At 72.8% G+C, this 26,091-nt stretch carries 21 protein-coding genes; 15 read left to right on the top strand and 6 right to left on the bottom strand.

The window, feature by feature from the left end; all coding sequences use genetic code 11:
- The first annotated feature begins 32 nt into the window (after positions 1–32).
- Complete coding sequence (locus tag J5X75_RS42000; RefSeq protein WP_208473320.1) at positions 33–1,400, top strand: pyridoxal phosphate-dependent decarboxylase family protein; 1,368 nt, start codon at positions 33–35, stop codon at positions 1,398–1,400.
- A 61-nt stretch (positions 1,401–1,461) separates the two neighbouring features.
- Here J5X75_RS42000 and J5X75_RS41995 read toward each other — a convergent pair whose 3' ends face one another.
- Entirely contained in the window at positions 1,462–2,958 is a 1,497-nt protein-coding gene (locus tag J5X75_RS41995; protein WP_208473319.1) for a family 43 glycosylhydrolase, read from the bottom strand.
- A 410-nt stretch (positions 2,959–3,368) separates the two neighbouring features.
- Here J5X75_RS41995 and J5X75_RS41990 point away from each other — a divergent pair, with 410 nt between their 5' ends.
- The 7 genes from J5X75_RS41990 to J5X75_RS41960 all read left to right on the top strand — a co-directional run bounded on the left by J5X75_RS41990 (position 3,369) and on the right by J5X75_RS41960 (position 8,110).
- Positions 3,369–4,034 carry a dienelactone hydrolase family protein gene (locus tag J5X75_RS41990; protein ID WP_208473318.1) on the top strand — a complete coding sequence of 222 codons (666 nt, stop codon included), beginning with the start codon at positions 3,369–3,371 and terminating at the stop codon, positions 4,032–4,034.
- Between the two features lie 8 nt (positions 4,035–4,042).
- A complete protein-coding gene (locus J5X75_RS41985; RefSeq protein WP_208473317.1) occupies positions 4,043–4,675 on the top strand; it encodes a phosphoribosyltransferase in 633 nt (210 codons plus the stop codon).
- A 75-nt stretch (positions 4,676–4,750) separates the two neighbouring features.
- Positions 4,751–5,476, top strand: a complete 726-nt coding sequence (locus J5X75_RS41980) for an ABC transporter ATP-binding protein (protein ID WP_208473316.1) — start codon at positions 4,751–4,753, stop codon at positions 5,474–5,476.
- Positions 5,473–6,201 (top strand): ABC transporter permease, encoded by a 729-nt coding sequence (locus J5X75_RS41975; RefSeq protein WP_208473315.1) that lies wholly within the window; start codon positions 5,473–5,475, stop codon positions 6,199–6,201. Before J5X75_RS41980 ends, J5X75_RS41975 begins: the two co-directional genes overlap by 4 nt.
- Positions 6,202–6,226: 25 nt before the next feature.
- Entirely contained in the window at positions 6,227–6,841 is a 615-nt protein-coding gene (locus tag J5X75_RS41970; RefSeq protein WP_208473329.1) for a TetR/AcrR family transcriptional regulator, read from the top strand.
- Between the two features lie 105 nt (positions 6,842–6,946).
- The gene (locus J5X75_RS41965; protein WP_208473314.1) at positions 6,947–7,336 is read left to right on the top strand and encodes a hypothetical protein; all 390 of its coding nucleotides are present in this window, start codon (positions 6,947–6,949) and stop codon (positions 7,334–7,336) included.
- A gap of 99 nt (positions 7,337–7,435) precedes the next feature.
- Positions 7,436–8,110 carry a DUF6766 family protein gene (locus J5X75_RS41960; protein WP_208473313.1) on the top strand — a complete coding sequence of 225 codons (675 nt, stop codon included), beginning with the start codon at positions 7,436–7,438 and terminating at the stop codon, positions 8,108–8,110.
- A 7-nt stretch (positions 8,111–8,117) separates the two neighbouring features.
- Here J5X75_RS41960 and J5X75_RS45800 read toward each other — a convergent pair whose 3' ends face one another.
- From J5X75_RS45800 to J5X75_RS41935, 5 genes are all read right to left on the bottom strand, one after another.
- Positions 8,118–9,278: a methyl-accepting chemotaxis protein gene (locus J5X75_RS45800; RefSeq protein ID WP_208473312.1), complete on the bottom strand. Its 1,161-nt coding sequence runs from the start codon at positions 9,276–9,278 to the stop codon at positions 8,118–8,120.
- An 82-nt stretch (positions 9,279–9,360) separates the two neighbouring features.
- Positions 9,361–9,846: an SRPBCC family protein gene (locus J5X75_RS41950; RefSeq protein ID WP_208473311.1), complete on the bottom strand. Its 486-nt coding sequence runs from the start codon at positions 9,844–9,846 to the stop codon at positions 9,361–9,363.
- Entirely contained in the window at positions 9,843–10,175 is a 333-nt protein-coding gene (locus J5X75_RS41945) for an ArsR/SmtB family transcription factor (protein ID WP_208473310.1), read from the bottom strand. The genes J5X75_RS41950 and J5X75_RS41945 overlap by 4 nt, the downstream gene beginning before the upstream one ends.
- Positions 10,176–10,388: 213 nt before the next feature.
- The gene (locus tag J5X75_RS41940; protein ID WP_208473309.1) at positions 10,389–11,039 is read right to left on the bottom strand and encodes an NADPH-dependent F420 reductase; all 651 of its coding nucleotides are present in this window, start codon (positions 11,037–11,039) and stop codon (positions 10,389–10,391) included.
- A 21-nt stretch (positions 11,040–11,060) separates the two neighbouring features.
- Entirely contained in the window at positions 11,061–11,684 is a 624-nt protein-coding gene (locus J5X75_RS41935; protein ID WP_208473308.1) for a TetR/AcrR family transcriptional regulator, read from the bottom strand.
- Between the two features lie 48 nt (positions 11,685–11,732).
- On the opposite strand from J5X75_RS41935, the gene J5X75_RS41930 reads away from it, so the two are divergent.
- The 7 genes from J5X75_RS41930 to J5X75_RS41900 all read left to right on the top strand — a co-directional run.
- The gene (locus tag J5X75_RS41930) at positions 11,733–12,728 is read left to right on the top strand and encodes an NADP-dependent oxidoreductase (protein WP_208473307.1); all 996 of its coding nucleotides are present in this window, start codon (positions 11,733–11,735) and stop codon (positions 12,726–12,728) included.
- 165 nt (positions 12,729–12,893) lie between these two features.
- Positions 12,894–14,555, top strand: a complete 1,662-nt coding sequence (locus J5X75_RS41925; RefSeq protein WP_208473306.1) for a hypothetical protein — start codon at positions 12,894–12,896, stop codon at positions 14,553–14,555.
- An 81-nt stretch (positions 14,556–14,636) separates the two neighbouring features.
- Positions 14,637–21,860, top strand: a complete 7,224-nt coding sequence (locus J5X75_RS41920) for a DUF3320 domain-containing protein (RefSeq protein ID WP_208473305.1) — start codon at positions 14,637–14,639, stop codon at positions 21,858–21,860.
- 91 nt (positions 21,861–21,951) lie between these two features.
- Positions 21,952–23,154: an esterase-like activity of phytase family protein gene (locus J5X75_RS41915; protein WP_208473304.1), complete on the top strand. Its 1,203-nt coding sequence runs from the start codon at positions 21,952–21,954 to the stop codon at positions 23,152–23,154.
- A gap of 76 nt (positions 23,155–23,230) precedes the next feature.
- Complete coding sequence (locus tag J5X75_RS41910; protein WP_307798626.1) at positions 23,231–24,595, top strand: GlnX family signal transduction membrane protein; 1,365 nt, start codon at positions 23,231–23,233, stop codon at positions 24,593–24,595.
- Positions 24,592–25,656 carry a phosphate ABC transporter substrate-binding protein PstS gene (pstS, locus tag J5X75_RS41905; RefSeq protein WP_208473303.1) on the top strand — a complete coding sequence of 355 codons (1,065 nt, stop codon included), beginning with the start codon at positions 24,592–24,594 and terminating at the stop codon, positions 25,654–25,656. The genes J5X75_RS41910 and pstS overlap by 4 nt, the downstream gene beginning before the upstream one ends.
- Positions 25,657–25,874: 218 nt before the next feature.
- Positions 25,875–26,091 (top strand): transposase (locus J5X75_RS41900; protein WP_208473302.1); only part of this gene is annotated, 217 nt, incomplete at its 3' end.

Below are 26,091 nucleotides of genomic sequence, written 5' to 3'. Positions count from 1 at the left end.
ACCGTCCGGTGGCCGCTCCTAGCGTTCAGGCCGTGCATCAGCGACTCGCCCACGACCTCGACGACCTGCCCGCCCTGCTCCAGGCCACCCGGGACTACGCCACCCGGGTCCTGGCCGGCCTCGCCGAACGCCCGGTGGCGCCCACACCGGCCGCCGTCGTACCGGTCCCGCTCCCGGTCGGCGGCGCCGGTACGGCCGGGGCGCTGGCCGAGTTCGATCGCCGCTGGGCGCCCGGCTTCTCCGGCAGCGCCGGCCCCCGCTACCTGGGGTTCGTGACCGGCGGTGCCACCCCGGCCGCGCTGGCCGGCGACTGGCTGACCGCGGCCTTCGACCAGAACGTCTCGAACCGTGCCGGCTCCACGGCCGCCGCTCTGGAGGACGAGACCGTCTCCTGGCTGCGCGACATGTTCGGCCTCGGCCCGGACCACGCCGGCGCGTTCGTCAGCGGCGCCACCATGTCCAACCTGACCGGCCTGGCGATCGCCCGCGAATGGGCCGGCGAGCGGCTCGGGATCAGCGTCGCCCGGCAGGGCCTCGCGGCACTCGGCGAGATCCCGGTCCTGTCCGGGGCCGCGCACTCCAGCGTCCACAAGGCGCTGTCCGTGCTCGGCATGGGCCGTGCGTCGCTGCGCCCGATCCGCACCCTGCCGGGCCGGGAAGCCGTCGACGTCTCCGCGCTGGCCGAGGCCCTCGCCGCACTGGACGGCCGCCCGGCGATCGTGGTGGCCAACGCCGGAACGGTCAACACCGTGGACTTCGACGACCTGCGCGCGATCCTGGCACTGCGCGCGGAGTACCCGTTCTGGCTGCACGTGGACGCGGCCTTCGGCGGATTCGCGGCCCTCTCGCCGGAGCACGCCCACCTGGTCGACGGTCTGGGCCAGGCCGACTCGGTCTGCGTCGACCTGCACAAGTGGCTCAACGTCCCGTACGACTCGGCGGTCCAGTTCACCCGCCGCCGCGACCTGCAGGTGGCCGTCTTCCAGAACACCGCCGCCTACCTGCCGGCGATCACCGGCGACCCGGACCACTGCCATCTCACCCCGGAGAACTCGCGCCGCCTCCGGGCTCTGGCCGCCTGGTTCACGCTGGCCGCCTACGGTGTGGACGGCCATGCCGAGATCGTCGCCCGGACCGTCGCGGCGGCCCACCGCCTGGGCGGACGTCTGAGCACCTTGCCCGGCGTGGAGTTGCTGTCCCCGGTCCGTCTGAACGTGGTCTGCTTCGCGGTCCCCGGCGACGTCGCTGCCGTGCTGCGGGCCGTGGCCGACTCCGGCGAGGCGTTCCTGACCCCGACCGTCCTGCACGGCCGCCCCGCGCTGCGTGCCGCGTTCAGCAACTGGCGCACCGCCGAGTCCGACGCCGACCGCGTCTTCAAGGCCGTTCGCAAAGCCCTCTGACAAGGGGACGGCTCCCCGCCTCGGGTTGGCGGGGAGCCGTGGGTGGTGCTGAGGGGGACGGTCAGGCGGTGATGTTCCACTGCTGGCAGGCGTTGCCCAGCGACGCCCACTGGCGGACGGCCACGCCGTCGGCGGTGCCGCAGTTGGTGACGTCGAGGACCAGGCCGTTGCCCCGGTTGGCGATCAGGTAGCCGCCGTTGATCGGGGTGAGGCTCCACTCCTGGCAGGCGTTGCCCAGGTTGGCCCACAGGTTGAGGGCCGTGCCGTTGGCCGTGCCGCAGTTGACCGAGTCGAGCACGGTTCCGCTGTTGGCGTTGGTGATCCGGTAGTAGCCGCTGGTCGTCTTCGTGAACGTCCACTGCTGGCAGGCGTTGCCCAGCGACGACCACTGCCGGATGGCGGTGCCGTTGGCGGTGCCGCAGTTCGCCGCGTCGAGGACCTTGCCGCTGGCCTGGTTGACGATCCGGTACCTGGTGCCGGCCACCGGGTAGGAGACGGTGCCGCCCGGGTCGCCGGCGGGTGCGGTCAGCGTGGTGGAGAGCTTGTCCGGCGTACCCAGATTGGGGGTGCCGTCGGAGTTCCAGCCGACCTTCTTGATCCGGGTGGTCCGGGTGGAGCCGCAACCCTGCGCGGTGGTCTCGTTGGCGTGGTAGGCCATCCACGTCTCGGTGCCGTCCGGCGACGTGAAGAACGAGTGGTGGCCCGGGCCGTAGACGCTGTTCGCGTCGCTGCGCTGGAAGATCGCGGTGCTCTTCTTGGTCCACGACGAGGCGGACAGCGGGTTGCTACCGGTCAGGGTCAGCATGCCGATCTTGTAGTCGGGAGTGTTGCAGGAGCTGGCCGAGAAGGTCAGGTAGGTGACCCCGTTGCGCTGGAGCACGTACGGGCCCTCCTCGGTGTTGCCGCCGACCTTCTCCCAGTCGTACGTCGGGTAGGAGATCCGCGTCCCGTAGGCGGACACCGTCCACGGGTTGGTCATCGGCGCGATGAACAGGCTCTGCAGGTCACCGACCCACGACGAGTAGAGGAAGTAGTTGGCGCCGTTGATGGTCGCCACGCTGCCGTCGATGGCCCAGCCGTTGTTGGCCTGGACGTTGAGCTGCCCCTTGAACGTGTACGGGCCGAGCGGGTTGTCGCCGGAGCTCTCCAGCACGAACGACCGCTGCCCGTCGCAGCACGCCGCGGTCCCGGCCGAGTAGTACAGGTACCAGCGGTACCCGTTCGGGCCGTTCAGCCGGTGCATCGACGGCGCCCACACGTTGCAGCAGCTGGCGGTGGCGGTGCCGGTGTACACGACGTTCTCGGTGGCGCCGGGGAGCGCGGCCACCGAGGTCGCCCGCTTGATGACGACCTGGCTGTTCCACGTGGTCGCGGCCAGGTAGTAGTAGCCGTTGTAGTAGCCCATCCACGGGTCGGCGCCGTACGGCGCGGCGGCCACCGGGTTGGTGAAGGTGGCGGCGGCGCGGGCCGGGCCCGAGGTGCGGGCCTCCACGGCGACGGCCACCGCGAAGAGCAGGAGGAGGACGGCTCCGACGGATTTCAGGCGTGCAAGAGACATGACAGTCCCTTCGGGGAGCGGGGGAGTGGCGCATCGATTCGGGTGTCCGGCGCGCCGGCCGGTGGGCCGGGGCGCCGCGGTGTCCGTCCGGGACGGTGGGGATGGACGGACCGGTGCTGTTCGATGTATTGCGAGTATGTTAACGATCACAAGTGGAGTGTCAAGAGACGGTATCCCCGCTGATCAACGACGCTGGGTTCGCTCAACCGGAGCGGACCGCCCGGTGCAGCGCGTTCACCGGGGCCGGTGAGCTCTACGCGCGATGCGGGGCCGACCCGGGACGGGGCCGGGGAAGGACGGATCGGTGACCGGTACCCCCATCCGAGGCGTTTTCCGGGTCGTCCGCGGGTATTCAGCAACGGTGGACCGTCGTCCCCCCGGCGCCCTACACGCATGAGAAGGGACGGACGATGACGACCTGGACGAGTCAGGAACGAATCGAACTGGGTTCGGTACGCCTGGACGCCGACCTGACGCTTCCCGAACACGCCACCGGGGTGGTGCTGTTCGCCCACGGCAGCGGCAGCTCCCGGCACAGCCCCCGCAACCGCGTGGTGGCCGCCGAACTCAACCGGCGGCGGTTCGCCACCCTGCTGGCCGACCTGCTCACCCCCGAGGAGGAGGTACGCGACGCGCGTACCGGTGAGTTGCGTTTCGACATCGGCCTGCTCGCCGACCGCCTGGTCGGGATCATCGACTGGATGCGGGCGCAGCCGCCCACCGCGGCCCTGCCGATCGGCCTGTTCGGCGCGAGCACCGGCGGCGGCGCGGCCCTGGTCGCGGCGGCGGCCCGGCCGGAGGCGGTGTGCGCCGTGGTGTCCCGGGGCGGCCGTCCGGATCTGGCCGGGCCGGCGCTGATCGAGGTGCGCGCGCCCACGCTGCTCATCGTCGGTGAGCTCGACCCCCAGGTGATCGATCTCAACGAGGAGGCCCGCAACACCATGCGGATCCGCGCCGAACTGCGGATCGTGGCGGGCGCCACGCACCTGTTCGAGGAGGCCGGGGCGCTGGAGACGGTGGCCGATGAGGCGGGCCACTGGTTCGGCGATCACCTGGTGCCGGCGATGGCGAGGTGAGTCCAGCGATGATCTTCGCGAATCGCGCCGAGGCGGGCCGGGCGCTCGCCGACCGCCTGGCGCGGCTTCTCGGCGGCGACCGGCATCCGCTGGTCCTGGCGCTCCCGCGAGGTGGCCTGCCGGTGGCCGGGCCGGTCGCCGAGCGGCTCGGCGGTGATCTCGACATCGTGGTGGTTCGCAAGATCGGCTCGCCCCGGTACCCGGAGTTCGGGGTGGGCGCCATCGCCGAGGACGGCCCGCCCGTCTACGACCCGGACAACCTGCGTTACGCCGGGGTGACCGAGGCCGATCTGGCCGGCGTCCTGGCCGCCGAACGGGCCGAGCTGGCCCGCCGGATCCACCGGTACCGCGGCGGCCGTCCCGTCCCGCCGGTGGCCGGCCGTACGGTGATCGTGATCGACGACGGGCTGGCCACCGGGATAACCGCGCACGCCGCGCTGCGCTGGGTACGCGAACAGGGGCCGGGCCGGCTGATCCTGGCGGCGCCGGTGTGCGCGCCGCAGGCCCGGGACGCGCTGTCCGCCGAGGCCGACGAGGTGGTGTGCCTGAGCGCGCCGGACCCGTTCTACGCGGTGGGCCGCTGGTACGAGGACTTCGAGCAGCTCACCGACGAGGACGTGGGCCATTTCATCATGTGTTGAGTTGGAGCCTTGCCCCGCTCCGGGGAATTCATCTACCGTTGAGTTCAACACCTGATGAGTTCCCCGGGAGGAATGATGTCCGAAGCGATCGAGGTCCGCGACCTCGTCGTGAGACGAGGGAAGAGAACCGTTCTGGACGGCTTCTCCTGCGTCATCCCGCGCGGCAGCGTCACTGGCCTGCTCGGCCCGAGCGGCAGCGGCAAGACCACGCTGATGCGCGCCGTCGTCGGCGTGCAGATCGTCGCGTCCGGCACGGTGACGGTGCTCGGCCACCCGGCCGGGTCCGCGCCGCTGCGCCGCCGGATCGGTTACCTGACCCAGGCGCCGAGCGTCTACGCCGACCTCACCGTGGCGGAGAACGCCCGCTATTTCGCCTCGCTCTACGGTCTCAAGGCGGCCGCCGCCGACGAGGCGATCGAGGCGGTCGGCCTGACCGCGGCGCGCGGGCAGCTAGTCGCGAACCTGTCCGGCGGCCAGCGCAGCCGCGCGTCGCTGGCCTGCGCCATCGTCAGCCGCCCCGAGCTGCTGGTCCTCGACGAGCCGACCGTCGGGCAGGACCCGGTGCTGCGCGACGAGCTGTGGGACCACTTCCGCCGGCTCGCCGCCGACGGCGCCACCGTCCTGGTGTCCAGCCACGTGATGGACGAGGCCAACCGCTGCGACCGGCTGCTGCTGATCCGCGAGGGCGCGCTCATCGCCGACGACACCCCGGCCGGCGTCAAGGCCGCCGCCGGCGTCGACGACCTCGACCAGGCGTTCCTCAACCTGATCCGGCGCCAGGAAGAGGTGGCGGCGGCATGATTCTTTTCAGCACCATCAAGCGGATTCTCGGCCAGCTGCGGCACGACCCGCGGACCATCGGCCTCATCGTGGTGGTCCCGACGCTGCTGATCACCCTGATCTACTTCATGTACGAGGGCCAGCCCGCCGTCTTCGACCGGGTCGCGCTCACCATGCTCGGCGTCTTCCCGTTCATCGTGATGTTCCTGATCACCAGCATCGCGATGCTGCGGGAACGCACCACCGGCACCCTGGAGCGGCTCTTCACCACCCCGGTCGGCAAGATCGACCTGCTGTTCGGCTACGGCGTGGCGTTCGGTGTCGCGGCCGCCGCGCAGGCGACGGTGGCGGCCGCCTTCTCGTACTGGGCGCTGGACATGCGGACCGCCGGCAGCATCGGCCTGGTCATCCTGATCGCGGTCGCCAACGCCGTGCTCGGTGTCGCGCTCGGCCTGCTGTGCAGCGCCTTCGCCCGTACCGAGTTCCAGGCGGTGCAGTTCATGCCCCTGGTGGTGGCGCCCCAGCTGCTGCTCTGCGGGCTGTTCGTGCCGCGGGAGGACATGGCCGGCTGGCTCCAGACGATCAGCGACGTGCTGCCGATGTCCTACTCCGTGGAGGCGCTGACCGAGGTGGGTGTGCACGCCGAGCCGACGGGCATCATGTGGCGGGACCTCACCGTCGTGGTGGGATCGATCGTGGTGGCCCTGATCCTCGGCGCGGCCACGCTGCGCCGGAGGACCGCTTAGGGCGTACAGGAAAAGGGGTTTGATGGTGGTGCGACGGACCGGACGCCGGCCCGGCAACCCGGACACGCGCGAGGCGATTCTCGCGGCCGCGCGCGGCGCGTTCGCCGAGAAGGGGTACGACGGCGCCTCGATCCGCGCGATCGCGTCCGGCGCGGGGGTGGACCCGGCGCTGGTGCACCACTACTTCGGCACCAAGGACAAGCTGTTCCTGGCGACGATGAACTCGCCGGTCGACCCGGTCGACATCATCAACGAGGCGACCGCGGGGGAGCGGGACGAGATCGGTGTCCGGTTCGTCCGCGCCTTCCTCGGCATGTGGGACGGGCCACGCGGAGCGGCCGCCGTGGCGCTGCTGCGATCGGTCGTCGGCACCGAGTGGACGACCCGGCTGTTCCGCGAGTTCATCCTCACCCAGATCCTTCGCCGGGCGGTGCCCAAGCTGGGCCTCGACCCGGCGGAGGCGCATCTGCGGATCACCCTGGCGGCCAGCCACATGGTCGGCCTCGCGATGGCCCGCTACGTGATCAAGGTGGAGCCGCTGGCCTCCGCGCCGACCGACACGCTGGTCGCCGCGGTCGGCCCGGCCGTGCAGCGCTATCTCACCGAAGAACTGCCGGGTGTGTTCCCACGGGAGGCATGAAGCGCGGCCCGGCGGGGCAACCACCGCCTCATGCGATGGGCGACGATGCCGCGGACGGCGAATCCCCGGACGACGATTCCCCGGCCGGCGATGCCGCGGACGGCGATGCCCCGGACGGCTGTGCTGCTGACGGCGGCGCTGGTGACGATGACGCCGGCCGGGTGCGCGTCGCTCAGCGAGCGGTCGTCGGCCGCCGAACAGACCGCCCGGGCCTTCCTCCAGGCGGTCGCCGGCGGGGACGGCGCGGCCGCCTGCGGCGCTCTCGCGCCGGAGACCGAGGCCGAGATCGACGCGCCCTGCGAGCAGAGCATTCTGAGTGAGGCGCTCACCGCGCCGTCGCCGGTCGCCGATTCCCGGGTGTACGGGCAGAGCGCGCTCGTCAGCTTCGAGGACGACGCCGTGTTCCTGGCGGTCTTCCGGGACGGCTGGCGGGTGGTGGCCGCCGGCTGCACCCCCCGCGGCGAACGTCCCTACGACTGCCGGATCCGGGGATGACGGGGTGGGTGAGAGGTGAATGCGGTTCCAATACCTTCTGCTGCTGTCCGTGGTGACGCTCGGACTGGTGTATTTCGCCGTGCTCGGGGTGCTGCACCGGTGAGACGGGCACTGCGGGACAACTCCCTCGGCCTGGTCTTCGGGCTGCTGTTCCTGATCGTGCTGGTGGCGCAGGGGTTCGCCGGGCACGCCGACTTCAACCAGCAGCAGATCACCGCCGGGCTGGAGCGGGTGAGCCTGGGCCGCTACCTGACCTCGGCCTCCTTCGCCGCCGACGTGGCCGAGAACTGGCAGTCCGAGTACCTCCAGTTCTTCCTCTACATCCTCCTGACCACCTGGCTGGTCCAGAAAGGCTCCCCGGAGTCGAAGAAGCCCGGCAAGGAGGGCCGGGAGGCGGACCGCGAGCAGAAGGTCGGCCGGTACGCCACCGAGGACTCACCCGCCTGGGCGCACGCCGGCGGACTGCGCCGGGCGTTGCTGTCCAACTCGCTCGGCCTGGTGATGGGATTGCTCTTCGCCGGCTCCTGGCTGGCCCAGTCGATCGCCGGGGCGGCCGCCTTCAACGAGCGGCAGCTGCGCGACCTCCAGGAGCCGGTCACCTGGGCGGAGTACCTGACCGAGCCCGACTTCTGGAACCGCACCCTGCAGAACTGGCAGTCCGAGCTGCTCGCCGTGGCGTCGATGGTGATCCTCTCGATCTATCTGCGGCAGCGCGGCTCCCCGGAGTCGAAACCGGTCGGCGCCCCGCACGACGCCACCGGCGTGGAAGGCTAGAGGCGGGTCAGGGCTCCGCCGGAATCTGCCGGGCCAGGAAGCGGATCACCTCGTCCCGGGTGTGCTCGGGCACGCCCTGGAACTCCAGACCGATCTCGGTGCCGTCGTCGCGGGCCGCCCGGCGGACCACCCGGGCGTCGGCGCCCGCGGCCAGGCCGTCCCACGCGAACTGGACGCGCACCAGCTCGCCATCGGTGATCCGGGCGCCGACCGGGACCAGGCAGCCCAGCCCGTCCGAGCTGAGGTCGATCATCTCGGCGGTGACCGGCGCCGGCAGTGACGCCGTCTCCAGCCGGACCGGCCCCTTGACCGGCAGCCGGTCGTGGCGGCGGCGCTCCAGCCGCTCGGCCACGTGGGACAGGTCCCCGATCTGGGCCATCGTCGCGTCCACGCTGTGGTGCAGCCGCCCGACGATGTCGTGCTGCTGATCGGTGATCTGGTCGAGGTGGCGCATCGCGTCCTCGATGTGGCCGACGTCGGCGATGATGGCGCTCAGCGTCTGGCCCATCTGGGCGACGTCCGCCTCCAGCGTCGCGATCGTGCTGGTGATCTGCTCGGTGGAGTCGGCGGTCGTGTCGGCCAGGCTCTTCACCTCGTCGGCGACCACCGCGAAGCCGCTGCCGGCCTCGCCCGCCCGGACCGCCTCGATGGTGGCGTTCAGCGCCAGCAGCCGGGTCTGCGAGGCGATCCCGGAGATCACGCTGGCGATCCCGGCCACCTGGCGCAGGCTGTCGTTCAGCGCGGTGGCCGCCTCGTCGGCGCTGTGCGCCCGTCGGACCAGCGCGCTCGCCGCGTCACTGGTGATCGTGACCCGCTCGTGGGTGGCGGCCGCCGTGTCCCGCGCGGCGCCCATCTGGAGCACCACGTCCGCCAGTTTGCCGCCGATCACCTCGGCCGTGTCGTCGATCGCCTCCCGGGCCCGGCGCCGCAACCGCTGGTTCAGCTCCCGCTGCCGGTCCTGCGCGGCCTGCGCCTGCGCCTCCAGATCGGCCCGCAGCCGCTCCACCTCGGCGTCGCGCTCCCGCAGCGCCTCGGTGAGCTCCGTGATCCGCCCCGGGACGCCCGGACCGCCCGCGCCACCGGCCTCCGGGTGGACGCGGCGGCGCGCCACCAGCACGCCGGCCGCCACCGCGGCCAGCGCGACGAGCAGGATCAGCCAGGTGGGCATCTGGCCCCTCCGGGCGCGGTTGTCGGGGAATGATCCGACGCTACCGCGCCCGGATGTGCCGGGGAGGCCGTTTCCGCCCGCCTCAGCCCGCGAGGATCGCGTCCACCTGGCCCATCGCCTGCCGCATGCCCTCCTCCTGGCCCATCTCCAGCAACCGCTCCATCTGCTCGGCGCTGCGGAAGACGTTCACCGTCGTCATGCGGGTGCCCGGGCCGGCCGCCTCCAGGGTGACCGCGACGTGCCCGACGTCCTCCGGGTCCACCGGCTCGCCGTCGTCTCCGGCGAACCCGTCGTCGAACTCCAGACGGGACGGCTCCTCGATGTCGGTGAACGCCCACCAGCCCCGCGCCTTCGTCCCGTCCGGTCCGGTCATGTGGTAGCGGACCGCGCCACCGGGCTTGAAGTCGTACCGGTCGAAGGTGGCCGGCCACGTCGGCGGGCCCCACCAGCGCTCCAGCTTGCGCGGATCGGCCCAGACCTGCCAGACCCGGTCGACCGGCGCCGCGAACTCGGCGACGAACGTCAGCGTCAGCGCGCCGGCGTCCTTCGTGCTGCTGATGACCGTCACTGCTCCTCCTTGAGGATCTCCTCGATGGCGGCGGCCCGATGGCGCCACAACCGCTCATAGCCGTCCAGCAACCGCGCCACCCGGCGCAGTGCCTCGACCTCGCCCCGCACGATCTGCTCCCGTCCGCGCCGGGTCTTGCTGACCAGGGCGGCCCGTTCCAGCACCACGACGTGCTTCTGCACCGCGGCGAAGCTCATCGGATAGAGGCGGGCCAGCTCCGAGACGGACATCCCGCTCCGGATCACCCGGGTCAGGATGTCGCGCCGGGTCGCGTCGGCCAGCGCGTGGAAGACGCGGTCGGCGTCGGCGACTCCGGAATCTACAACCATGTGGTTGTACGTTAGGGGGTGCGAGGGCTCCCGGCAACCCGGCTCGGCGGAATTCCTTCAGAAGGGGGCCCGGCGGTCGATGAACCCGGCCGCAGTGATGAACCTCAACGGGGAGGCAGCGGTGACCATCAGCATCGGAACGTCCGGCTCACCCTCGGCCCGCGAGACGCACGCCGCCTGGCTGCGCCGGCGCGACGACGGGCCGGGGTCCGGTCAGCGCAGCGTGGTGAGGGCCTCGGCCAGCACGTCGGTGGCGTCCTCCACGTCGACCTCGAGCATCCGCAGCGGGCCGCCGGTCTCGGTGAGCAGCGCGGCGTGCGGGCCGCCCACGTAGAACGGGGCGAACCCGAGATCCCGGATGATCCGGGTCGCCGCCTCGCGGGCGTCGCGCTGGTCGGTGCAGACGTACTCGGTGAGCAGCGGATCATGCCCGCGCCGGCGGCTGAGCACCTCGGCGGACATGGTGTTGAACGCCTTGGCCCAGTGCGCCTCGGGAGCCCACTCGATCAGGGTCTCCAGGCCGCTCATCCCGTCCGGCATGCCGATGCCGGCCAGGCCGCCCGGGCCCGGTGCGCCGTCCGGCTCCGGGTTGGTCGCGTCGATCACCACCTTGTCGACGAGCGCGCCACCGGTCATGTCGATCGCCTCCCGCGCCGACGACCAGTTCGGGCTGAAGATCACCACGTCGCCGAAGGCGGCCGCCTGCGGGACCGGCATGACCCGTAGCGGCGCGTCGTCGCGGCCCACCTCGGCGCGCAACCGTTCCGGATGACGTGAGGTGACCGCGACCTCGTGCCCGCTCTCGGCACACCACCTGGCAAGAGTGCCGCCGAGCCGACCCGCTCCAATGACACCGATACGCATGAACCCAGGGTGCGCGCCGGGTCACCGGATCGGGTGGGGAATCCGGAAATCGCCGTAGAGCATCCGCAACTCGACCGTGACCAGGTCGTCCACCAGCGCCTCCGGATCGGCGGCGGCGGCGAACGCGGCGGTCCGCAGATCGTCGACCAGCCCGGCCAGCACGCGCGGCTCCGGCCCGTCCGGCGCCAGGCCGGCGGCCCGGTCCCGGCTGATCCGGGCGGCGAGCCGGTCCACGTGGGCGGCCCGCAGCCCGGCTCGCCACTCGGCCAGCGGCGGGCAGCCGGGAGCGGCGGCCAGCGCGCCGGAGATCAGCCGGCCCTGATCGCGCCAGAGCACGGCGAGCGCGGTCAGCGACCGGCGCAGCGCCGCCTCGTCCGGGCCGGAGCCGTCCAGCCACGGGCCGGAGTCGCGGCCCAGCTCGCCGGTGAGCCCGTGCAGCAGCGCCACCACGACCGCGAGCTTCGAGTCGAAGTAGAAGTAGAAGCTGGACCGGGAGATGTCCGCGCCGGCGGCCAGCTCGTCGATGGTGATGTCGGCGAGCGGCTTCCGGGCCAGCAGGGTGCACGCGGTCTCCAGGATGGCGCGCTCACGCCGGTCGCCCTTGCTGGGACCACGGCGCCGGCCCGGGCCGGGAAGTGTGCTCATGCAGACACACTAACGCGGTGTCGATTTTTTCGACGTAGTGTCGATTCCATGAGAGAGATCCGCCTCGCGTCCCGCCCCGTGGGCTGGCCCACCGCCGAGAATTTCGAGATCGCCGAGACGCCGGTGCCCGAGCCCGGCCCCGGCCAGGTGCTGATCCGCAACGTCTTCATGTCCGTCGACCCGTACATGCGGGGCCGGATGAACGACGCGAAGTCCTACATCCCGCCGTTCCGGGTGGGCCACCCGCTGGACGGCGGCGCGGTCGGTGAGGTGGTCGCCTCGAACGCCGACGGTGTGCCGGTGGGCGCCTTCGTCAGCCACAACCTGGGCTGGCGGGAGTTCGCGGCCACCGACGCCACCCGGGTGCGGGTGGTCGACCCGGCCGCCGCCCCCAGCCTCTCCGCCTACCTGGGGCTGCTCGGGATGACCGGCCTCACGGCGTACGTCGGACTGCTGGACATCGCGCAGTTCCGTGAGGGTGACACCGTCTTCGTGTCCGGCGCGGCCGGCGCGGTGGGCAGTGTCGCCGGCCAGATCGCCCGGCTCCGCGGAGCGAAGCGCGTGATCGGCAGCGCCGGTTCCGCGGAGAAGGCCCGCCACCTGGTCGACGACCTCGGCTTCGACGCCGCGTTCAACTACAAGGACGCCCCGGTGCGCGAGCAGCTGCGCGCGGCCGCGCCGGACGGCATCGACGTGTATTTCGACAACGTCGGTGGCGACCACCTGGAGGCCGCGATCGGCTCGCTGAACATGTTCGGCCGGGTGGCGCTCTGCGGCGCGATCGCGCAGTACAACGACACCACCCCGGGGGCCGCGCCGCGCAACCTGGCGGCGGCCATCGGCAAGGAGCTCAACCTGCGCGGCTTCATCGTCGGCAACCACGGGCACCGGACCCCCGATTTCGTCGCCGAGGTCGGTGGCTGGCTGCGGGAGGGCCGGATCACCGCCCGGGAGACGATCGTGGACGGGCTGGAGAACGCGCCGGAGGCGTTCCTCGGTCTGCTCCGCGGGGAGAACACCGGCAAGATGGTGGTCCGGCTCTAGGCTCGCGCTGCCCGGCGTCCCGTTTGGGCGGGTCGCCGGGTTGATCCGCGACTGAACGGTAATTCAGTCGCTCCATGCGAGTGACCCGGATACGGAACGTACGGTTGATCGCACTCATCCGTACGGGTGAGGTCACTGACGGAAAGCAGACACTAGCGTTTCCGCGTGGCGAATCGGTTCCAACTTTGGGGACAAGCGGGCTGGGCGAGTGCCGAGGTGGTCGGCGAAACGCACTACGCGAAGGCGATACGTGCGCTCTTCGGCGACGACGTCAACCCGCAGGGGACCGACATAACCGTCCCGGTCCAGCTCATCCCGGACCGCAACAACCGGCACGATCGTAACGCCGTCGGCGTCTGGTCGGGCTCCAGCCTGCTCGGGCACCTGCCCCGGCCGGAGGCCGCGCGGTATGTCCAGGTGCTCACCACGCTCACCAACCGCGGCCTGATCCCCGAGGTCAACGCCCGGATCACCGGCCGGGAGTGGGGCGCCGCCGACGGCCGTCCCGCCGCCTTCGACGCCTCCATCCGGCTCGACCTCGCCGAACCGCACATGCTCGTGCCGGCCAACTCGCCGCCGTCGAGCGAGCACCGGCTCCTGCCCTCCGGTTCGGCCGTCCAGGTCGTCGGCCAGCAGCCGTCGCTCGACGCGCTGCGGCTGGTGCTGCGCCCGGAGGGGGAGTGCTGGGCGTACGTCACGCTGCACGAGATGGCCGACCACCTGGTCGAGGTGCGCATCGGCGAGGCCCGGGTCGGTGATCTCAGCCCGAAGATGAGCGGCGAACTGCTCCCGGTGCTGCGGCACATGGCCGAGCAGGGCCTGGTCACCGCGGCCCGCGCCATCGTCCGGGGCAGCGCCGACAAGAACGAGGTGATGCTCTACATCGCCCGCGTCCAGGACCTGCCGGAGAGCTGGCGGGCCCCGGCCCGCCGCCCGGCCGCCGCCCCGGCCCCCGGCCGTGGCACCGCGAGCGTCCCCGGCTCCGGCGTGGCCACGGGACCGGCCACGCCGGGCACCACCCCCACCCCGGCCGGCAGTCCGCTCATGTCCGGTGGGCCCGCCTCCGGTGGCCTCGTGCCGAACTGGGTGACCACCGGCGAGCCGCTGCCCAGCTGGGCGTCGCCGGCGACGATGCAGCCGCCGGTGTCCCCGGCCGGCCCGTCCGCCGTGCCCGCTCCGGCGGCCCTGCCCGTACCGGGACATCCCACCTCGCCGGCCGACATGCGGCCCGCCCCCGCCGTGCCCTCCTACGCCGAGCCGGAGCCGGTGCCGAGCTGGGCGTCCGCCGCGGACGGTTCCCTGAAATGGGCCGAGCCGGGCGCCGGCCTGCCCAGCTGGGCCGTTCCCAGCAACGGCGTGCCCACCTGGGCGGCCGGGAGCAGCGCGCTGCCCGGCCTGCCGGCCACCGGCTCGCTGCCCGGAGCCGGCGCGCCGCAGCTCGACCCGCCCGCCACCCGGCCGGTCCCGCAGACCTCGACGCTCACCGAGCCGATGCCCACCCCGGTGTCCCCGGCCGCCCTCGACGTCCAGGCCATGGAGATCGCCGAGACCACGGTCATCCCGGCGCTGGCCGCCGTGGTGAAGGCCAACTCCGGCGCGCTCAGCACCATGAACCCGGTCTCCTCGGCCTCCGCGGTGTCCCCGGTCTCACCGGCCGCCGATCCGCACCCGCCGATCCCGCCCGCGCCCACCGGCATCACGTTCGTGGTGCCGCCGGACTGGCCGACCCCGCCCGCCGGGTGGTATCCGCCGGACGGCTGGCGGCCCGATCCGGCCTGGCCCCCGGCTCCCGCGGGATGGCAGTGGTGGGTCCCGTCCTGGGACTGACTTCATCTGATAAAGCCGGATACGTCGGATTAACCCGGAAAAACGGCACGGTGACCCACCTCGCCTTGCTGGAATGAGGAAATGCGGTGGGATGATGCTGACGGGCTGACCGGGCGGCCGGATGCGCGCGTACGCGGAGTGCTGGAAACCTGGCGTGCCGGTCTGCTCGACCTCAGCGACGCCAACCCGCTCATCCACGTCGACCCGTGGGGCCCCGGCGTGGTGGCGATCGACGACCCCTCACCGCGCAGTGTGCTCGAAGCCCTCCAACAGGGCCGCGAGTGCGGCTTCCTCGGCGCCGAGGAACACCGGGAGGGGCCCCGGCCGCGCGTCGCCAGCGCCTTCCAGACCCACATGACCGACGCCGAGATGGACGCCACCCTGCGCGTGCTCAGCCGCGAGGCCCACCGCCACGAGCTCGAGTACGGCATGTCCACGCTCTTCCTCGCCGTCGGCACCCTGCACTGGAAGGACGACCGGCGCGAGTACGCCAGCCCGATCCTGCTGCTCCCGGTGGACCTGCTCACCACCGGCCCGCTGGACTACCCACGGCTGCGCGCCCGCCCGGACGACCCGCTGGTCAACCCGGCGCTCGCCGTCCGGCTCAAGCGGATGGGCGTCGGACTTCCCGCCGTCGAGAGCCTGACCGGCCTCGACGTCACCGTCTTCTGGGCCCGGCTGGACGCGGCGATCAGCGAGCACCCGGAGTGGCGCACCGACGAGGCCATCCTGCTGTCCCGGTTCACCGTCCACCGCGAGGTCGTCTACCAGGACCTGATCGAGAACGAGCGGCAGATCCTCGCCCACCCGGTGGTCCGCGCGCTGGCCACCGACGCCCGGGCGCAGATCGACGCGTTCAAGTTCGAGCCGATCCCCGGCCGGCGCATCGACGACGTCGCCTCACCCGACGACGTCCCGCTCGTCCTCGACGCGGACGCCGCCCAGCGGGCCTGCGTCGCGGCCGCCATGTCCGGGCGCAGCTTCGTGATGCGCGGCGCCCCCGGCACCGGCAAGTCGCAGACCATCGCCAACATGATCGCCGGCCTGATCTTCGCCGGGAAACGGGTCCTGCTGGTCTCCGAGAAGGCCGCCGCCCTGGACGTGGTCAAGGACCGGCTGGCCGGTGTCGGGCTCGACGACTACCTGCTCGAACTGCACAGCGACCGCGCCGGCCGGGACCGGGTCGCGACCACCCTCGCCGCCGCCCTCGACTTCATCCCGCTCCCGCCGCCCGGTCTGTCCACCGACGAGCGGGAGGAACTGCGCGACCACCGGATACGGCTCAACGCGTACGCCGAGGCGATGAACGAGGTTCGCGAACCGCTCGGACACCGCCTGCACGACGTCCTCGGCATGTGCGCGCAGATGATCGACGTACCGGCCGCCCCGGTCCCGCCGGCCCTGCCGGTCCCGCTCACCACCCAGTCGCTGCAGACCGTCCGCGACGCCGCCGACCGCATGAGCCGTGCCTGGCGTCCCGCGCTGCTGGGCGAGGACTTCCTGTGGCGTGAGGTGATCGACCGCAACCGGCTCGACGCCCGCCTGCACCAGGCGCAGACCGCCCTCGAACACCTCGCCGCGGCGGTCGGCACCGACCCGACGGCGTTCGCCTTCCGGGCCCGCGACCTGGCCGACGCGATCGCCCTCACCACGCTGATCGGCCACGCCGCCCGCCGTCCCGCCGCAGCCGTCGACGAGTGGCTCACCCTGGACAGCCTGGAACCGGTGGCCCGCGCCGCCGAGAACCTGCTGCGCCACCTCAAGGCCCTGCACCAGGCCGAGGACGCGGTCCGGGCACGGTCCGGCGTCACCTGGGAGTCGCTGCCCACCCCGGGCCGGCTGCCGGTCGTGCCGAGTCTCGTACACCTCGACCCGCCGCCGATCGAACTGCTGCCGCTCACCGCCGCCCAGGCCCGTGGCCTGGCCCGCCGCTTCGCCGACGAGGCCGACCGGCTGGAACAGCACCAGCACAGCCTGGACCGGGTCACCGCCCGGCTCGGGCTGCCCAACGTGGTCACCTTCTCCGACATCCACCGGGTCTCCGACATCGTCGACCTGCTGGCCCGGCCGGACAAACCGGAGGCCGCCTGGTTCCACCCGGCCGGAACGGCGAACGCCCGCACCGCCGCCCGGACCCTGCACCGCGCCGTCGACGTGGCCAGAGCCGCCGAGTCCCGGGCGCGCGAGCACTTCAACGAGGCGGCGCTCGCCCACCCGGTCGACGAGCTGGCCACCCGGTTCGCCACCGTGCACAAGGGAATCCGGAAGCTGCGGGCGCCCTACCGGCGGGACAAGAAGGCGGCCGCCGAGATCGCCCGGCCGGACGTCAAACGCTCACAGGTGGTCGCCAACCTCGGCATCGCGGCCGCCTGGAAGAAGGCGATGCAGGAGCTGGACCGGGCGGAAGACGAACACGCCCGGATCCTGGGCCACCACTGGCACCGCCTGGACACCGACTTCGACGCCATCGACCGTGCCCTCGACACCGCCGACGAGGTGATGCGGGTGACGCCGCCGGAGGCCCTGCCGGCCATCATCGAACGGGTCAGTGCCGGCACCCCGAACGGCGCGATCATCCGGATCGTCGGCGAGGCCCGCCAGGAGTTCGACCGGTGGACCGCCGCCCTGCACCCGCCACCCGAGCCCGCGCCCCGGCCACAGCTCGCCGCCGGGCCGATCCAGGACGCGGTCACCTGGATGCGCTCGCACATCGACCCGCTGACCGCCGCGGCCGAACTCGTCGAGGCCTACAGCTCGGCCGCCGGACGGGACTTCACCCTCGCCGAGTCGGCCGCCGTCGGGATGCTGCGGGAGAGCGCCGCCGACGCGGCCGCCGCCCTGTCCGCCAACGCCGCCGAGTACGGCCGGGTGCTCGGGCCGGTGTTCCAGGGCACCCAGACCGATGTCGAGGCGCTGGCCTCCGCGATGGCCTGGACCGCCGAGGCCCGGCGCATCCGGATCGGCGTCGACACGGCGTTCACCCCCGGGCAGGCCGCCGCCCTGTCCCGGTCCCGGCCCACCGACGCGCTGCCGTCCCGGGTCGCCGAATGGCAGGCCGCCCGGGACGGGATCCTGCGCGCCTTCGCCCCGCGCCGGCACCCGTCGCTCACCGCCGCCCTCGACGACTACGAGCAGGCCCGCGACCTGATCCGGGCGCTGATCGCAGACGGCAAAGGGCAGCAGGAGTGGTTCGAGTACCAGGCCGCCCGTACCGTCCTGACCGAACACGGGCTGGACGCCGTCGTCGACTTCTGCGCCCGCGAGGACCTGCCGGTCGGGCAGATCCTGCCGGTGCTCGGGCGCGCCCTCTTCCAGTCCTGGGTGGACACCGTGATCCGCGAGGACGACCGGCTGCCACCGCTCGACGCCGCCGCCCGGGAACGCCTGGTCGAGGAGTTCCGCCACTGGGACGAGCGACTGCAGCGCGCCGCGGTCGCCGACGTGATGAACGCCGTCGACGAACTCCAGCCGACCGGCGCCGTCGCCGGCGAGGCCGCCCTGCTGCGGGCCTCCGCCGCACAGAACGCCCGCCGCCCGCCGGTCCGGGACCTGATCGGGCAGACCCGCAACGCCACCCTCGCGGTCAAACCCTGCGTGCTCACCGTGCCGGCCGACGTCAGCCGCCTGCTGCCGGCCGACCTGATCTTCGACGTGGTGATCGTCGACGAGGCGTCCCGGGTGCCCGTACCGGACGCCGTCACCTGCATCTTCCGCGGCGCCTCGTTCATCGCGGTCGGCGACGACCGGCAGCTCACCGCCCTGCCCACCCCCGGCGGCGGCCGGTCCATCCTGGACCTCGCCATCGGCTGCGCCGCGTTCGAGGTGCTTGACCTGGGCACCCACTACCGCAGCCGGCACGAGTCGCTGATCACCTTCGCCAACCACACCTTCTACCAGGGGGCGCTCAACACCTTCCCGCCGGTCGCGCCGGCCGGACCGGACACCGGCGTCCAGCTCTTCCCGGCCGTCACCGGGACCGGCGAGCACGACGTGGCCGGGATGGTCGCCGGGCGGGTCGCGCACCACTTCGTCACCCGCCCCGAACTCTCCCTCGGCGTCGTCGCCTGCACCCCCGAACTCGCCGCCGAGATCGAGACCGCCGTCGCCGACATGGTCGTCCCGCCGGAGCACGACCGGCTCCGCGGCTTCTTCATCAAGGACCTGGACACCGTCCAGGGCGACGAACGTGACGTGGTCATCCTCGCCATCGGCGACGACCTGGGCGGACTGGCCGGCGCCGACGGGTGGCGGCGGCTCAACGTCGCCACCACCCGGGCCGCCCGCCGGGTCGAGGTGGTCACCTCGCTGCGGTCTCGTGACCTGCCCGGCACCGAGGAGATGCGCCCGCTCGCCGGATACCTCGACTACGCGACCCGCGGCGAGGCGGCACTCGGCCTCGACGAGCCCGCCCCCGCGGTGCAGACCCCGTTCGAGGAGTCGGTCCGCGACGTGCTGCGGTCCTGGGGCTACCGGGTGCGTACCCGGGTCGGCGCCGGCGCCTTCCGCATCGACCTGGCGGTCCGCCGCTCGCCCCGCCGCAACGCGCCGTTCGTGCTCGGCGTCGAGTGCGACGGAACCACCTACGACTCGGCGCCCGCCGCCCGCGACCGTGACCGGTTGCGCGAGCAGGTGCTGCGCGAGCACGGCTGGCGGCTGCACCGCATCTGGGGCACCGCCTGGTATCTCGACCGGGAGAACGAGGAACAGCGTCTGCGTACCGCCGTCGAGCAGGCCCTCGCCGACCTGCCACCGGAGGAACTGGCGCCCGAACTGACCGTCGAGATCGAGGACGCCACCGCCGACGAGATGTGGGCCGGGCAGGGCGAGCCGGTCACGGTCACCTCAGAGGGGTACGCCGGGCAGGCGCCGGATCACCCGACGGCCGGTTCCGCCGCCGGACATGACGATCTGGTGCCGGACTACGCGGCGGCCGGGTACGGCGAACGGGAGGCAGACCTCGCGGCGTCCGAACCGGACTTCGGGACGGTCGCCGACGTCGACGTCGAGATGGACATGCCCGACGTGGTGACCGTCGTCCCCGTCGAGGACGCGATCGACGCCGAGGTGGAGGAGTTCGCCGAGCAGGTGGCCGCAACCGTGGCCGAGGCGCTCGCCGAGGTCGGTGAGGAGGCGGACGCCTACCGGGCCGGGATCGAGGACGTCGAACGGCACACCGCCGGGCAGTGGGACGGCGTCCCCGCTTCCCGGGCCGCCGGACCGGACCGGGAGCCCGCGTGGCCGACCTGGCCGGACGAGCCGCCGGACGCCGGCGTCCGGAGCGACTCGGGGCCCTTCACCGCCGCACCGGCCGCGCCGACCGGTTCGGTCACCCAGGAGGAGCAGGTTCCGGCCACGTTCGAGCGCGTCAGCCGCGCCCACATCTGGCCCGTTTCGCCGGATCAGGTCCCGGCGATGACCGCATCCGATCGCGAACACGCCGGAGAGCCGGGCGCTTCCGCGGAACCCGCCGAGGAGGAGCCGCGCATCGCCGCCGCGGTGTTCGAGCGGGTCAGCCGGGCCGAGCGGCCCTCCGTGGGCTCCGTGCTCTTCGACCGCGCGGCCGAAGAGTCCCGCGCCATGGTCGACCGACCCTATGCGGGTTCGAAGCTGTTCGAGCGCGGCGCGGGGGAGCCCGGCGAACAACGGGTGACCCGCCCGGTGTTCGAACGCGTCAGCCGGACGGAGGCGGGGGTCGCACCCTCGGCGTTCGAGCGGGTGGGCCACCGGGGCGAGCCGGCCGGCCCGGTCGCCGAGCCCACCGTCCGGGAGGCGCCGGAGCCCGCCGCGATGGGTTCGGCCGAGGGCCCCCGTGTGTCGCCGGTCGTCTTCGAGCGGGTGAGCCGGGTCGAGGAGCCGGATCTCGGCTCGGCGGGTTCGGCCGAGGGCCCCCGTGTGTCGCCGGTCGTCTTCGAGCGGGTGAGCCGCGACCAGGCGACCGGAGCCGCCGCCGGGGACGGGACCGGGACGATCTTCGGGCGCGTCACCCGTACCGAGAAGGGGGAAGAGGCCGGGATGAACGTTGCTCCCGCCGTCTTCGAAAGGGTGAGCCGGGACGATGTGGCGCGGGCCGAGGCGGCCCGGACCGCCGCGGCGCGGGCCGCCATGGCCGCCGGCGCCGAACCGGAGGCGGCGGAGAGCCGGCCGACCGTGGCCGATGTGCTGTTCGGGTCCGTGGGGCAGGCCCGGGCGGCGGCCGAAGCGGCGGCGATCGCGCATGCCGAGGAAGCGGCGGAACGGGAGCGGGAAGCGGACCGGGCCCGGGAGGCGGGGCTGGCCCGGCAGGCGGCGCTCGCCGAGGAGATGACGCGGGCCCGGGAGGCGGCACGCGCCGCGGACATCGCCGGGGCACACGCCATCGCCGAGGCCCAGGCGGTCGCCGAAACCCGGGAGACGGAGACCCGGGAGCGGGCGGAGGACGCGGAACAGCGCTTGCGGGAGCAGCGGGAACGGCGGGCGCGGCAGCGGCGGCAACGCGGCCCGGCGGCGTCGATCGCCGGACTCGTCACCGGTGTGACGGCGGACGCGCGGGCTGAGCGGCCGGTGAAGCGGGCCGCGGCGCCGGGGCGGTCGGCCGGGGCGAAGAAGTCCACGAACGCCGAACCGGTGACGAGCGCCAAGCTGGCCCGGACCGCGCCGGTCAAGCGCGCATCGGCCACCGGCGGCGCCTCCACCGGTGGACACGGGCCGGAGGAGTGGGCGCAGCCGTACCGAAAGGCGGAACTCGCCCCGCTGCCGGCCGGCGCCGGCATCGCCGACGCGGGCACCCGCGAGCGGATCGTCGCGGCGATCCGGACGATCGCCGAGGTGGAGGGGCCGGTCCACATCACCGTCGTGCTGCAGCGGTTGCGTGAGCAGTGGGCGCTGACCCGGATCACCCGGCAGGCGCGGGCGGCCGTGGACGCGGCCATCGAGGAGTCCGGGATGGAGTGGGACGGCGAATTCCTCAGCGACCCCGGCCAGCTGGCGCCGGTGGTGCGGTTGCGGGCCGAGGGCGTGGCCCGTAAGGCGGACCAGATCGCCGACCCGGAGCTGCGGATCGCCCTGGAACAGCTGGTCGTCGACGCCGGCGCGATCGATGTGGACGGGCTGCTCGCCGCGACCGGCCGCCTCTACGGCTGGGCGTCGCGACGGTCGACCGACGTGGACGCCCGGCTCACCACGCTGATCGCCGGCCTGGTCGCCGACGGCCGGCTGATCCGCCGGGCCGACGGGCTCAGCGCCGCACACGATCTGCCCGATCCGCTGTCGCTGCCACGGCACGACGCGTCCCGGGCCCGGGCCAGCCGGCGCCGGTCGCGTACCTGACGGGTGAATCGTGGCGTGTGTGTCCCGGCGCAGACCGGGCGCCACCGTAGCGTCGGCCGCGGTTCATCCACGCTCCCTAAGGTGCGGCCACATGCGAAAGATCGTGCAGACCGGATCGCTGGCGCTGGTCCTGACCGTGACGCTGACCGGCGCGGCGCGGGCCGGTGGGCCCGCGAAGGTCACCACACCGACCCTGACCGGGTTCGCCTCGCTGCCCGCCGCCACCTTCGTGCCCGGCAGCGAGCCGTCCGGCGGCCTGATCACCGGCAACACCAACGGGTACGCGGTGCCCTTCGCCGACCAGCCGGTCCAGGGCTTCTCCGGCATCGTGGACAACGGCGACGGCACCTTCGACGTGCTGTCCGACAACGGCTACGGCAACCAGGCGAACTCGGCCGACTTCCTGCTGCGTGTCCAGCGGCTGGCCCCGGACTTCGCCACCCACACCGTCGACGTGGTCGGCGGCGTGAACCTGACCGACCCGGACCGGCGGGTGCCGTGGAAGCTGACCCGCGAGGACCGGATGCTCACCGGTGCCGACTTCGACGTCGAGTCGATCGTCGAGGACCCGTCCGGCGGCTACTGGATCGGTGACGAGTTCGGCCCCTACCTCCTGCATTTCGACCGGGGCGGCCGTCTGCTGTCGGCCCCGGTCCCTCTCGACGGCGTGACCGCCCCGGAGACCGCCACCCGCACCGGCACGACCGCGAACCTCGGCGGCAGCAAGGGTTTCGAGGGGCTGGCGAAGTCGCCCGACGGCCGTCACCTGTACGCGCTGCTGGAGGGCACGGTCGCCGGTGACACGACGGGCGACCTGCGGCTCAACGAGTTCGACACCCGCACCGGGAAGTACACCGGCAAGCGGTACGTCTACCGGCTCGGCGCGCCCGATCTGGCCGTCGGCGACGCCGTCGCGATCGACCGGAACCGGTTCCTGATCATCGAGCGGGACGGTGGCCAGGGCGCCACCGCCGTGATCAAGCGGCTCTACCTCGCCGACAAACGGGACCGGAACTCCGATGGGCTGCTCGACAAGACCCTGCTCGTCGACCTGATGAACATCGCCGACCCGCGGAAACTGGCCGGCGCCGGTGAGACCTTCACCTTCCCGTTCCAGACCGTCGAGGACGTGGTCGTCCTGGACGAGAAGACCGTCGCGGTATTGAACGACAACAACTTCCCGTTCTCCACTGGGCGGACCCCGTCGGTGGCCGACAACAATGAGTGGATCACCATTGCGCTGCCCTCCTCGTTGCATCCCGACAAGCGCATCTTTCCAGCTCACGGCCGGTAGATAGACGTACGGTAAACGAATAGGAAACGACCGGGCGCGCCGTCGCGGAATTGCGGTAATGGCTTACCGTGACGGCGTGCCCGCGTTTATCGAGGCGATGTTCCGGAACGAGACACCGGCACGCCTGAGACTGTGGACCGCGTCCGCGGTGTGCGCGACCGTCGCGCTGCTGCTCTCGGTCAGCCTGGTGATGGCCCAGGTGCGTGACCAGATCGGGGTCATCGGCCGGGAAGCCGCCCCGCAGGCCGCCACCGCCGCCGACCTCTACTTCGCCCTCAGCGACCTGGACGCCCAGGTCACCCGCATCCTGCTGGCCGGCGACAACGACGAACTGGCCGGCAGCCGGATCGACGCGCTCGGCGCCTACCGGGACCGCGGCCACCAGGTGGACCAGGACCTGCAACGGTCGCTGACCACCGGCGCCGGGCAGGCCGAGCGGGCGATCGTGCTCGACCTGATGGACGGGCTCGCCGTCTACCGGCAGCGGGTCGGGCAGGCCGTCACCGCCCAGGCCACCGCCCCGCCGGCCGGCGCCGGGCAGCTCGCGCCGGCCGCCCTCGGCTATTACACCCAGGCCACCAACCTGCTGCACCAGCGCCTGCTCCCGGCCGCCCGGGAACTGCGGGAGGCGGGTACGGAACGGCTGGATGACGCGTACGCCCGGAAAACCGCCACCGAAGGCACCGGGGTGACCCTCGTCCTGCTCCTCGGCGGCGCGCTCCTCGGGCTCCTCCTCGGCCTGCAGATCTGGCTGGCCCGCCGCTTCCGCCGGACGTGGAGCCCGCCGCTCGCCGTCGCCACCGCCCTCGGCGCGATCCTGGCGCTCGCCTCGATCGTGGTCCTGCACGCCCAGTCCGGGCAGCTCGCCGACGGCCGGGACCGTGGCCTCGGCCCCTACCTGGCGCTCTCCGAACTGCGCGCCCTCGGCTACGACGCCGCCGCCGACACCGGACGGTATGTGGTCAGCGCCAATCTGGCCTACTACCGGGACGATTTCGACAGCAAGTCGGCCTGTCTCACCGGTACGGCCGCCTGCCGCTCCCCGGAGGTGTCGCCGGCCGCCGGGGAGACCGCGCCGGTCTCGGCCCCCGGCGCACCCCGCGGCGGACTGATCCGGCTGGCCGGAACCGAGACGGCCGACCGGTGGATCGCCTACCAGTCCGGCCACGAGCGCATCCTCGCCCTGGCCGACGACGGCCGGACCGCCGAGGCGGTGCGGCTGCTGACCGGCATCCGGCGCGGCGACGCGGCCTTCGACTTCGCCTACTTCGACGCGTCGCTGGCGGGCGTCACCGAGGCGCGCGCGCAGGAGTTCGACCGGGCGCTGCGCGCCGCGGAGAGGACCACGACCGGCTGGGTGGTCCTGCCCGTCGTGACCCTCACGCTCGTCGCCCTTCTGATCCCGTACGGCGTGCGCCGGCGTCTGGCGGAATACCGATGAACCCGTCTCCGAACGTCCGCCGGCTGCTCGCCGTCGTGGGGCTTCTCGCGCTGACCGGATGCGAGGCGCCCGCCGCGCCGGCCGCGTCGCCGTTCACCTGCGCGGCCGGCACCGTGGCCGGGCAGGGGTCGTCGGCGCAGACCAACGCGGTCAACGCCTGGATCAAGGGCTACCAGATCGCCTGCCCGGATGCGTCGATCGCCTACGCGAGCACCGGCTCCGGCGCCGGGGTGCGGGCCTTCCTCGCCGGGACCGGTGACTTCGCCGGAACCGACACCCCGCTGTCCGGAACTGATCAGAGCCTGGCGGATCGGCGGTGCGGCAGCGGCCCGGCCGTACATCTGCCGTTGGTGATCGGGCCGATCGCGCTCGCCTACAACGTGGCCGGCGTCGGGGACCTGCGGCTCGCCCCGGCCACCATCGCGAAGATCTTCGGCGGCCGGATCACCACCTGGAACGCCCCGGCCATCGCCGCCGACAACCCGGGCGCCGCCCTGCCCGCCACGAAGATCCGGGTGGTGCACCGCTCGGACGGCTCCGGCACCACCGGCAATCTGCTGCGCTACCTGGCCGAGACGGCGCCCGCCGACTGGCCGTACCGAACCGGCGGCGACTGGCCCGTCCCCGGCGGCTCCGGTCACCGGGGCAGCCAGCGGGTCGCCGCCGCGATCGCCCGTACCGACGGGGCGATCGGGTACGTGGAGTTCTCCTACGCCCGGGTGGACTCGCTGCCGACCGTCCAGGTGGGCACCGCGGACGGCCGGTTCACCGGCCCGTCCGACCACGCCGCGGGCCTCACGGTGGCCGCCGCGCGGGTCACCGGCGCCGACGGCGACCTACGCCTGGAGATCGACCACACGTCCGTGTCCGGCGGCGCCTATCCGATCGTGTCGGTCACCTACGAGCTGGTGTGCCGCGGCTCCGTCACCGAGACGGCGCGCAGCTTCCTCGCCTACGCGGTGAGCGACCCGGGCCAGGCCGCCGCCGAACACGCCGGCTTCACCCCACTGCCCCCCACCCTCCGCACCCGGGTGACCCGGACCCTCACCACCCTCCGCTGACCACCACCGGCCACCCCGAGACCCGCCTCCAGACCCGCGCGACCACAACGACCAACACCCCGATCCGAACGCCATGCCCCTGACGACCACACGTCGGCTGGCTCCAAGGGCCGCTTGAGAGGGTGTTTTGTAAGGGTTTTCCGCAGTTCGGTGTCGCTCGATGTGCTGGTTTTGGGTTGTGTCGATGTCTGTGGTCGCTGGCATGACGTTTGAATGGGGTGGTGGGGCGTCGGGCGTATCCGAGTGATTTGACCGATGAGCAGTGGGCGCTGGTTGAGCCGTTCTTGCGGGCGTGGAAGAAGCGGCGTCCGTCGGTGTCGGGTCATCAGGGTCGTTACGCGCTGCGGGAGATCGTCAACGCGCTCGTCTATCAGAACCGGACCGGGTGTCAGTGGGCGTATCTGCCTCATGATCTGCCGCCGAAGTCCGCGGTCT

The sequence above is a fragment of the Actinoplanes flavus genome (genome assembly GCF_017592555.1).
GTDB lineage: Bacteria > Actinomycetota > Actinomycetes > Mycobacteriales > Micromonosporaceae > Actinoplanes > Actinoplanes flavus.
The sequence above is the reverse complement of the archived record's forward strand: the minus strand, read 5'-3'. Positions and strand labels throughout refer to the sequence as shown.